We start from the raw sequence: 10,233 nt of genomic DNA, 5'->3' as shown, positions 1-10,233 counted from the left end.
CGTGGTGCATCTCAATTGTCTTGACCTCGCCGCCTACATCGCTGGGCTGGAAGGAGACGTTGTCGCCGGTGTTGAGGAGGCCGGTCTCGATACGTCCGACAGGGACGGTACCAATACCCGAAATCGTGTAGACGTCCTGGATCGGAAGTCGCAGCGGTGCGTCCGTTGGCGGCTTCGGTTCGGGAAGATCGTTTAGCGCCTCAAGCAGGGTTTCACCGTCGTACCAGGGCGTGTTGTCGGAGTGCTCGGAAACATTGTCTCCCTCGAAGGCCGAAACTGGAATGAACGATGCGTCGTCGGTATTGAACTGGACCTGCTTGAGTAACTGCTTGACTTCCTCGACAACTTCGTTGTAGGTCGACTCCTCGTAATCGGGGATATCCATCTTGTTGATGCCCACGATGAGTTCGTCGATCCCGAGGGTCCGAGCCAAGAAGACGTGCTCCTGGGTCTGGGGCGCGACGCCGTCGTCAGCGGCGACGACGAGGACGGCGTGATCGGCCTGCGAGGCCCCAGTGATCATGTTCTTGACGAAGTCGCGGTGTCCGGGCGTGTCGACGATGGTGAAGTCGTACGTATCCGTCGAGAACTCCTGGTGAGCGATGTCAATGGTGACACCGCGTTCGCGTTCCTCGGTGAGGTTGTCCATGACGTAGGCGAACTCGAAGCCACCCTTGCCTTTCTCCTCTGCTTCCTCGCGGTGCTGTTCGATGACGTGCTCGGGTATGCTCCCCGTCTCGTAGAGGAGGCGTCCTACAAGCGTACTCTTCCCGTGATCGACGTGGCCGATAATGGCCAGATTCTGGTGGGGTTTATTTGTGCTCATGATGAATCGTCTCGAGATCCGTCATCTGAAATACGCGCTAGACACTGGTAAACCCCTACCAGGATGTACTGGAACGTTCGATTGAGAGGTACGACGGGCTCGGCTGTCTACCTCGAGTGGGGTCGGTGGCACTGGTGTCTCACAGTGATCGATGAACTCGTCGGCCTCAGTGCCATCCGATCTGCTCTCTTCGACCGAGTCGGACGAGATTTCGAGTCGACCACCGTCTCCACGCCACTTCGGCTTGCCCCGAACTGGCAACCGAAGTCGTTCGTACGTTCTGAACTCGTACTTGTCTTTGAGATCCATGCCGATGCGAATCTCCAGACGGGATCGCTCGTTCCATTGCAGCGTGTACGAATCGTTGTGGATGTAGGTGCGGAGCTCTCGGCCATCGTCTTGATTCTCCCGTAGCTAGGGACTCGGATCGTACTCTGGATCAGTGGGCGGCAGCGACGGCATCAGGGTTCCTCAAGCAACGAGCGAGCCCGTTGCACGTAACTATTTGTCTCCCAGCTGCGAGCGTCGCTGATCTCCTCCGCATGGTACGGAATGATCTGCTAGGATAGTATTTGGCTGACCTCTCTGAGGTCGTTGCTGCGCGCGCAGCGACGGTCTCGTGAGCGGAGCGAACGAGACCTGGGAAGACGAACGGAGNGTATTTGGCTGACCTCTCTGAGGTCGTTGCTGCGCGCGCAGCGACGGTCTCGTGAGCGGAGCGAACGAGACCTGGGAAGACGAACGGAGTGAGTCTTCCCGAGCGAGCACGGAGCGGAGGGTGGGGAGGAGGGGTCTGGGTCGGTCTGGCACGTCGCAAAAAAGAAGGCCGCGTTAGCCAGCTACTCCCACCACCGACCGCGTTCTGGGAACTGAAGGGTCGACCAGCCGGTGACGGCCAGTGAGACACGTCCCTCGTACCAGTTCCGTGCAGCCCCATGAATGCGCACTCGTTCGCCTTCCTCGATCCACGGCGCTCCTGACTTCTCCCAGATCGTCACTCGAGTCTGGCCACTGTCGTCTGCGATGAGTCCGACTTGAGCGATGCTTGGATGCGATGGATCCCAGAGCGTCTCGACACGTCCCTCGATGCTCACCTTCTGTCGGCTCACGTCCTCGAGTTTCCCAATCGGCACGATCTGTCCTGGCGCTGTCTGCAACTCCTCGAATACACTGACGACCGCACTCGTGAGATCCTGTCCGTCGACGACCGCCTCGGCCAGCCGCTGACTGATCGCCGCTCGAGACCAGCCATCGAGCCGTTCGGCCAACCGCATCGACTGTTTGTTCACGGCCGCCAGTTGTGTTCGTGTGAGATTCTTCCGGGGATCCGGCCGCTCTGGATCCGCCATTGGCTCCACGCTCGCTGCCCGCTTCTGGAACCGTTCACGCCGCTCCGCACTTCGTCGTGCAGCGGTGTCCCGTGCCCGTTTCGCTCGTCCCTGCTGTTGTCCGAACTCGGCTTGTGCACTGATCCGCTCGAGTTCTGCTTCCCGAGCCCGAATCCGCTCTTCCTGCTCGAGGGTCACGCCGTGAATTCGATTGTCGTTTGTATCGGCGATGCCATCCGGGTGGTTTGCATCCACCTTTGCTTGGACCTCTTGCTTGACCGTTGCCTCGAATTCTGGCGTCTCGTCGACGACCGGGAAGCTGTCGTCATCGACTTCCTGCTCGTCCGCCTGTTTGAGTGCCTGTTCATCGACCGTAACGACCTTGCTACTCGAGTTGTTACTAGACATTGGAACACAACCAGTTCCGAAGGCGCTCACGCGCCTGCCACCGCGATGCTCCTACATCGCGGTTTTCCGACGACACTGACCGACAGACCCATCTGCGCGCTCTCGCTCGCGCCTTCGCGAGCGCCCTATTGGGCGCGAGCGAGAGCGCGCCTCAGGGAAGCTACCCAACCAGCACCGCGCGCCGTCCGCCCGGAGCAAGCGGCCAGCACACAAGCCGGTTTCGCGTCCGTCGAGCGAGCGACGTCAGGAGCGAGAGAGACGCAACCGAAAGCGCGCTTGGTGCTGGCGCCGAGGGCACATGCATTTTAGCCCGGCAGCCCGCCCGCGACTGCAGGCAGGCAGCCCGGAATGGTCGGTCGCGAGCGACGCGGAGGTCTCGTGAGCGAAGCGAACGAGACATCGGTGAGCTTTGCTCACCGGCAGGCGGCAGAGGCGAGCGGGGCGGGCCGTTGGGAAACACCGTCTATCCGGATTCGACGCTCGGTCACACAACCGATGCCTAGCGGACTCAGAGAGGGCGAGGCCATCTTGATCACCGGGAAAGCTCTGCTCCCACGGGAACTCGTCAGCCGAAAATCCCTTAATATCGAGAGTCTAGTAGCGACGCACGGGTCTTGATAAACCGCTTGTACTTGCTGCGGGGCGTTTCCCAGCCCTTGGTAGAGCAGTTCATGTGGTTCCGGTACGATCGTTGATGGCAGCAAGTTCCCTTAGGAGGAGATGTAGCCGATCGATTGTGTCGCGATGTCTTCAGTGCGTTCCTCGATAAGAGACGTCATATGAAGTTCGACCTCTGCGGCACTGTTGAGGGTCGCAAGCGACCACGGAAGTACGTGACTCTGTTCTCCGAGTGGATCGCCCTCGTAGTCGTCGTCGCGGAGCGTGAGTGATTCTTCATGATACGCCTTTGTGGAGATTAGGACGGTGATGAGCTGTACACCGTGGTTTGGGAACTGAGGTGTTCCCAGAACGAGCATTGGACGTCCTTTGTCCGAGAGCGGATCGGTCCCCCAGATAATGTCACCACGTTTCAGTTCATCGAACGCCGTCACCGTACTTCCTCCATCTCGTCAGTTTTCAACTCCTCGAGATGCTCTTCGCCGTACTGTTCGTCTGCAGTCTGGTGGTGCTGGTGAAGTCGGTAGGCGGTTCGGAGCCGTTCCTCGTTGTCTGTGATCGCCCAGTACGGGCGCTTGTGCCGCACAAGACCTCGTTCCTTCAGTCGCGAGAGAATCGCACTGACAGCGTCTGTATCCAGCTCAAGTTGTTCAGCGATCGTCGCCGCCTTCCACGCTCGGTCGTCGTTCTCGTCCAGGAACAGCACGATTTGCTCGGTGTTATTTCGGCCCTCGAATTCGTCGTCGTCGGCGTTCTCGAACTCGTCGATATCGATGGTGCCGCTCGACATAGATTGATGTTGGTGCCGTTGATCCATATCTGTTTGGGATGTTTGTTACAGCGATAGCGAGGAGAAACACTCCATATCAACTACACGTCACAACAAGACTCGAGACGGGAGAATCTGTTCGATTCGACCAAGCGCGGCACCCGAGGAAACGGCGTATTCGGACGAGGGAGGGTCCGTCCTCCGATACCCGGTCGAACTAGTTACTCGTCGCTCGAGGTGAATCCACCGACGTACTGGTCTTCCCATTCGCGACGGGCCTCGAGCTCGCGCTGGCCGCGGGCCGTGATCGTGTAGTAGTTCGTTCGCTTGTCGAGTTGGCCTTTCTCGACGAGACCCTTGTCGACGACCTCGTCGAGATTGGGATACAGCCGGCCGTGATGGATCTCCTTCTCGTAGTACTCCTCGAGTTCGTCTTTGATCGCAAGCCCGTGGGGTTCGTCTTGGCCGGCAATCGTATACAGGACATCACGCTGAAAGCCAGTCAAATCGTACATATCGAAATTATTGAGTATAGAGCTATAAGCGTTCCGAGAACTGGTGAAAGAAAACGTGATTCAGGGATAGCATGTACGTGAGAAGCGAGTCTCAGATCTTGACAAAACCACAGCGGACGACTCGCTCATTCGATGTCGAGCGCTGTCTCGAGCTCGTCCTTGAGATCGTCCATGGTCTGTGGGCCAAGTCGAATCTCAACACCGGCTGCAGTGAGAATCTCTGTCATCTCCCAGCGGGTGATACCAGCTCGCTCTGCAGCCTTCCCTAGGGAGATTTCACCGAGCACGTAGAGCCCGATAGTAGTGGCGAACTCCTCAGTATGGTCGATATGGGGGCTGCAACGATCAGTTGTCATGGGTTATAGGTGTGTACTCGAGCGGCAGCGTCATTAGTGTGTCCTCGTCTGACGTCGTCGATTTGAGTTGACTGGCAATTCCTGAATATGCCAGTAACGAGTGTGTTTCGAGAGGCTGCCACTCCATACTACGAGTGCCCAACTCAGCTATCGATCCAAGAAGCGAGGACTATAGTAGCCATTAGAACGTTTCATTCAGGTATTATAGTTGAACTCTCCACACTATGAGTCTCAACAACTTATCAATCATCCGCTGAATATGCTCCGTCTCGCTTCCGAACGCTCTCCACGCGTAAGATGCGTTCTTCCGATCGAAGCCGACACCCCAGTCGATAGGTCCCAACTCGTAACTTTTTGTACGGCGAATTAGTCAATGGCTCAAGGAAGTCAGCTGGCTCGCGCCACTCTGAGGACACGACATCATCGAGTTTCGTGATGATTCGGTCCTGTGTTTCTGTAGGTAACTGCGCAAGTTGGTTTTCCGCTCGAGACGAAAATGCCCACTCCCAATCGGCGTCATTCGTCGTCGGACCCATATGCTGCTTTGATTTCCTCGCTCGAGCGGCTCTCACCGTCATCAAACTGTGCTTCACTAATTGCAAGGTCCTTCCAGAACCCAGCACCCTCCGGATGATTCACTGACTCTCGTAGTGCGTAGCGAATAAACTCACTTCGGCTATTGAATCCCCGCTCGCGCCACGTCTCATCAACGACCTCGCGGAAAGACTGGGAAATCCGAAGGTTGATTCGTTCAATCTCAGGATCACCATTGTTGGTTTCAGCTTCGGACATACGCTTGTACGTTCGTAGTACATACACAAAATAGTACCGTCGAGATTGCTGAAATCAGATTATGGCCACACCTCACAACCGGTCCGTACAACCACGCAATGCGTTGTTCGTCTCCCTGGTTGATTACAGTCATCGTTGAACTCCTCACCCCTCCGGGAGTCGATAAACCCGGCGGGGAGCGATGAATCGGGTTTCAGTCGCCGTCCCCAACGAATTGCTTTGCACGGCCCCAGATCGAGTCGCCTTCATTAGCACTGGCCTCATCCATCTCGGGGTTCGAAGCCTGATCACGACGCTCGAGTGTCTCCTGACAGTCTCTGAGTTGTTCTCGAAGCGCTTCGTTGGTCGCCTCGAGGTCCGCAATACGTTCGTCTTTCTCCTCGAGCGCAGCCTCGAGGTCGTCGACGCGGTCAGTCAACAGTCGATTCTTCTCGACCAGATATGCATGATTTTCCGCTGGTTCGTCACGACTGCCGGCGGTCGACGACTCGCTCTGTCTGGAACTCGCTTCACTCGAGTCGTCTCGAGCGTCCGGATCGTAGAACTCAGACGTGCTTGTAATCGCTCGTTCGATGGTTTTCTCGCCGTACGTCGATCCATCGGCGTAGTGCACGTCGTCCCACTTCTCCCGGAGCAGTCCTGACTGCCGGAAGAGTTGATCCATTCGAGTATGGTCGCCGCCGGTCCAGAACGCCAGCAGACAGCACAGCGCCATATCCGCTTCCGACTGGCTGTCGTATCCAGCAATGTTCCCCTTCCAGAGGCGCTCGAACTTTGACCCGTTTGACGCGTTTCGGGCCTTCTCGAGCAACTCCTCGTCCTCGAGGTCAACGTCGATATCGGCTCCCTCGTCCGTCGGCACCTGCTCGTCAGTTGTGCCTCGATGCCCGGATTCGGATTTCGCGTCAGTATCGGTATCTTGGACATACTCTTGGTGAATCGACTCGAGTGCATCCTGTCGACGAGCAACGCGACTGGGCATCTCCTCGAGGGAGTCACCAGTCACGGTGAAAAACCGGGCCGTGTCGTACAGTTCGATACTTCCACGCCGGTTCCGGCCGTCTGGGAGCTCTCCCTCGATGAGCACATGAAACCCAGTTCCCGATGGGGAGATTTCCGTATAGGAGTCGAGTCGCTCAATGATATCCTGCGCTGCATCGTCGACGGTCTCGGTCTTCGGGTCTCGGCAATCATCGAGATCCACGCCGACAATGGGATCATCGTCGGTAAACACGAACCCCATGCCATCCGCATCTCCCGAATCGGCGTACTCGAGCGCAGTTTCGACCGACGCCCATGTGTCTGGATCCGTCGAGGAGGCGAACTCGCCATTCCCAGGTGTCACCGGAATCTTGGTCGGCTTCCCGTCTCGAGGTTTTTCTCGCCAGCAGACCCACTGGTCACGCTCACGTAACTGCTCGGGGAGTACCGAAACTGTCTGTTCAGACATCGCCGATCCGCCTCGTACTTCGCGTCCATCTGGTCGCATACCACCTATCAGTATGCTTATAAACATGCCATTGGCTGGTAGACTGTCCGTGACCCTGTCCAACGGGTGCAACCCGTTGTATACTAGTTGGTTTTTGGCCGGATTTTACCCTGGACAGTACCCCCGTCTGGTGGTTTTTACCCCGGACACCCGTGGATCGGTTTACCCCGGACAAACAATTACCCCGGACAAGAGATACAAAAGAGGGGAATAGACAGTAGAGAGGACTATATACGGCCAAATTACTGAACAATCCACAAGTGGAAACGAGCCACGTAGCATCGCAACCAATTTCTATAACCAATATGTTATTTATCATTGGTCGAGTAGGTGGTTCCCCTCGGCTGTCAGGTCGATTCCGGTGTAGACATTCACTTTATCGTCGCCATCTCTGACGCGATCACTGTCACAGTCAACAGCGTTCGCAAGTTTCCGTCCGAACCAGACCGTATTCGTTCCATCTAGGTCATGGAGATCAGTCCAGTTGGAGTACGCTTGAAAGAGTTCGTTCTTCGGCACTTGCGCTCCATCAATTTCCCTCACATACATTGCTGCGAACGCTTCCACACCATCGCTATTCGGATCGATATCCATCGATACATCTGATTCTAACCCATCCAGTTGGGTCTCCGCTCCTTGATTCGAAGTCGACCTCTCAGAGTGAGTCGAAGCATCGGTCGAGGTACTGGGCCATAACTCCATATCACCAGAGTCCTTCGACAGTGAACGCGTCTCTCCACGGTGGAAGAGTATTGGACTGCCGTCTTCTGAGAGAATCAATACAATATAGCTATCACGCGAAATGTTTGTCTCCAGTAGCTCGATATCAGGGACAAACGGTCGTTTGATCAGCGTCCATTCATCCTCAAAGTCGTCTCTCGAGTCATAGACATGGGTTTCTCCAGCCTCGTAGACAGTATACTGCCCGGCTTCACGATCATGGCTATAGTAGGCTGGCACACTGTCTTTCGAGAGTGGACCTTCATCTGGGACGCGAGCAAACGCTGTTTCACCATCTGAAAGGATTATCTCACCATTCTCTCGTGTCCAAACCGTCCGATTCGTCTCAGACGTCTTGGGACGAACGGCAGTAACGCCACCGTGAGCGGTCGCACCCCCACCGAAGGTCACAACCTCGTCGCAGTTATAGAACTGTTCAGTTCCATCAGCCCGCTCTTGCAGCGGTGGCGAGAGGATATTCTCAACTCGAGTCGCCCACTCCGTTTCGGAGTCACCGGGACGGACGACGAATATCGGGATTCGATCCGCTTCGTGGGCTCGCTTGAGATTCTGTAAGACCTTCACGGGCCGCTCCGGTGTCGTTGTCTCAGCCTCAATGTTGAACACGACGTCGTGATCGGGATGGGTCGCGACTGCATCGGGTTGCTCGCTGCCATCCTGCTCGAGGATTTCAACACTGAATCCACGCTCTGTAAGCGCTGTTTCCGTCTCGAGAAGGACTGCATCATGACTCGGCCCACCGGCTGATCGAACAGTGCCCGTCTCAGGTTGGACCAGTGTTTCTCCGTCGTCAGTGAGCCGAGCTACGATGTCGTCGCTTTGCAGCGTCACCTCGAGTAACCGGGATTCCTCACGAACGTCAGGCAACTCTTCGGGTGCAACGTCGATCTCAGGCTCAGTATCCTCGAGGCGGGCTGCAAGTTCCTCGTCGACGGTAGTGACATCGACCCAGCCGTTTTCCGCTCGCACGCGTTCTCGAATCTGAACTGCACGAACGGCTTCCGCCATCGTCTCCTCGAGAATCTGCGTGGGGTTCGCTGCTTCGTTCGAATCGCTATAGATGAGATCCTGCAGGATTTCAGCGTCCGTTAGCGGATCAGTCCCATACCGCTCGAGACTCTGTTTGATGATTCGATCGACAGCATCTGGTTCCCGAAGGGGTGGGTATGGCGGAAACGTCCGGATCAAGACCGGTTCAGAGTAGCGCCCACCCGAGAGCGGGATCCGTGTCCAGACTTTGAACTGGTCGGTCGTGATGAGGTCCTCTGCCGTATAGTCACGGAAGCGTTTCATCAACAGTTCGGCATCGTCACTGTCGTTGACTGAGAACGTGAGCAGGTTATCGCAGTTGTTCTGCATCGCCTTCAGCGTGTCCTCGTCGAACTGAGAGGGATACTGCGAAGCCAGAGTCACCGACAACCGCATCGACCGAGCACGGGCGAGCATTGACTCGATATCGAGATTGTCGCTCGCGATATCGTCGAACTCATCACAGAGAACGAAGTAAGGTTCTGGCTCGGTATCGAGTTCGTATGAGCGCCGCTGAATCGCACTCCACAAATTCCGCATGACGCCGAGGGTAACCATCTTCTTGATGTCCGTATTCTCGACCGGCGTTCGAACGATAACGATCCGATCGTTGTCGATGATATCGCGGAAGTTGATTGTACTCTCGCGATGGGCGATAATCCGGCGAATCACCGAGTTCTCGACCCAGGACTTGATCCGTTTCAAGAGTGGGCGGACCGTCTCCTCTTCCATATTCGCAATCTCGAGACAGAATTCTCGGATATAGGGATCCTCGACATCGAGTGCGAAGTCTTCGCGACGGTCGGCATTCAGTAAGATGAAATACATATCGATGACCGAAAACGGCTGCTCGGATTTCATCATCGCCCGAGCCATCGACTCGGTGATCGCTTCCATGTTGATGCCCCAGTAGTCGGAGGTATCGAAGACCGCTTTCAGGTTCTCGACCCGGTTTTCGATCTCGTTCTCGAGTTCCTCAGTCGTCTCGCAGTCGGGCACCTCGAGGAAATTCATCCCGACCGTGTTCTCGTGGGTGGTCGACCCGGGCTCGATCCAGACCACGTCCTCGAGACGGTGTTTGGGAAGCATCCGGAGGAGTTCTCGAGAATCACGGCCCTTCGGGTCGAAGTACGTGAAGCCGTAGCCCGAATACGCCCACTGCACCATCATATTCAAGAGTTGAGTCGTCTTTCCGTAGCCGGTCGTCCCTGCAATCCAGTTGTGCCGGAAGAGCGAGTCAAATCGGAGCGGAGCCTCACGAAAGCCAGTCTCAGTACCTCACAAAGCATCCGGAGCTAACTGATGCTGGATCGTGAGTTACCGACGAACCAAAGCTGGATTTGTGTTCTGAAGATCCATTCC

The 10,233-nt window shown here is 56.2% G+C and carries 10 protein-coding genes; all 10 read right to left on the bottom strand.

Annotated features, from left to right (window positions below; all coding sequences use genetic code 11):
* Positions 1–826 (bottom strand): GTP-binding protein (locus C487_RS00305; protein ID WP_006183657.1); only part of this gene is annotated, 826 nt, incomplete at its 3' end.
* Positions 827–1,665: 839 nt separating this feature from the next.
* Positions 1,666–2,562, bottom strand: a complete 897-nt coding sequence (locus tag C487_RS00295; RefSeq protein ID WP_006183655.1) for an SOSS complex subunit B family protein — start codon at positions 2,560–2,562, stop codon at positions 1,666–1,668.
* Positions 2,563–3,272: 710 nt separating this feature from the next.
* Positions 3,273–3,614, bottom strand: coding sequence for a hypothetical protein (locus C487_RS00290; RefSeq protein WP_006183654.1), 342 nt, complete (start codon positions 3,612–3,614; stop codon positions 3,273–3,275).
* A complete protein-coding gene (locus C487_RS00285) occupies positions 3,611–3,970 on the bottom strand; it encodes a MarR family transcriptional regulator (RefSeq protein ID WP_006183653.1) in 360 nt (119 codons plus the stop codon). The genes C487_RS00290 and C487_RS00285 overlap by 4 nt, the downstream gene beginning before the upstream one ends.
* A 200-nt stretch (positions 3,971–4,170) precedes the next feature.
* Positions 4,171–4,464 carry a PadR family transcriptional regulator gene (locus C487_RS00280; RefSeq protein WP_006183652.1) on the bottom strand — a complete coding sequence of 98 codons (294 nt, stop codon included), beginning with the start codon at positions 4,462–4,464 and terminating at the stop codon, positions 4,171–4,173.
* A 125-nt stretch (positions 4,465–4,589) separates the two neighbouring features.
* The gene (locus tag C487_RS00275; RefSeq protein WP_006183651.1) at positions 4,590–4,820 is read right to left on the bottom strand and encodes a UPF0175 family protein; all 231 of its coding nucleotides are present in this window, start codon (positions 4,818–4,820) and stop codon (positions 4,590–4,592) included.
* Between the two features lie 242 nt (positions 4,821–5,062).
* A complete protein-coding gene (locus tag C487_RS21865) occupies positions 5,063–5,356 on the bottom strand; it encodes a type II toxin-antitoxin system RelE family toxin (protein ID WP_006183650.1) in 294 nt (97 codons plus the stop codon).
* Positions 5,337–5,612, bottom strand: coding sequence for a ribbon-helix-helix domain-containing protein (locus tag C487_RS00270; RefSeq protein WP_006182422.1), 276 nt, complete (start codon positions 5,610–5,612; stop codon positions 5,337–5,339). The genes C487_RS21865 and C487_RS00270 overlap by 20 nt, the downstream gene beginning before the upstream one ends.
* Positions 5,613–5,805: 193 nt before the next feature.
* Positions 5,806–7,062 carry a phage NrS-1 polymerase family protein gene (locus C487_RS00265; protein ID WP_049907736.1) on the bottom strand — a complete coding sequence of 419 codons (1,257 nt, stop codon included), beginning with the start codon at positions 7,060–7,062 and terminating at the stop codon, positions 5,806–5,808.
* 354 nt (positions 7,063–7,416) lie between these two features.
* Positions 7,417–10,041, bottom strand: a complete 2,625-nt coding sequence (locus tag C487_RS00260) for a TraM recognition domain-containing protein (protein WP_006183648.1) — start codon at positions 10,039–10,041, stop codon at positions 7,417–7,419.
* Between the last annotated feature and the right edge of the window lie 192 nt (positions 10,042–10,233).

The organism is Natrinema pallidum DSM 3751, assembly GCF_000337615.1.
GTDB classification, from domain to species: domain Archaea; phylum Halobacteriota; class Halobacteria; order Halobacteriales; family Natrialbaceae; genus Natrinema; species Natrinema pallidum.
This window is presented reverse-complemented; position numbering and strand designations above follow the sequence as displayed.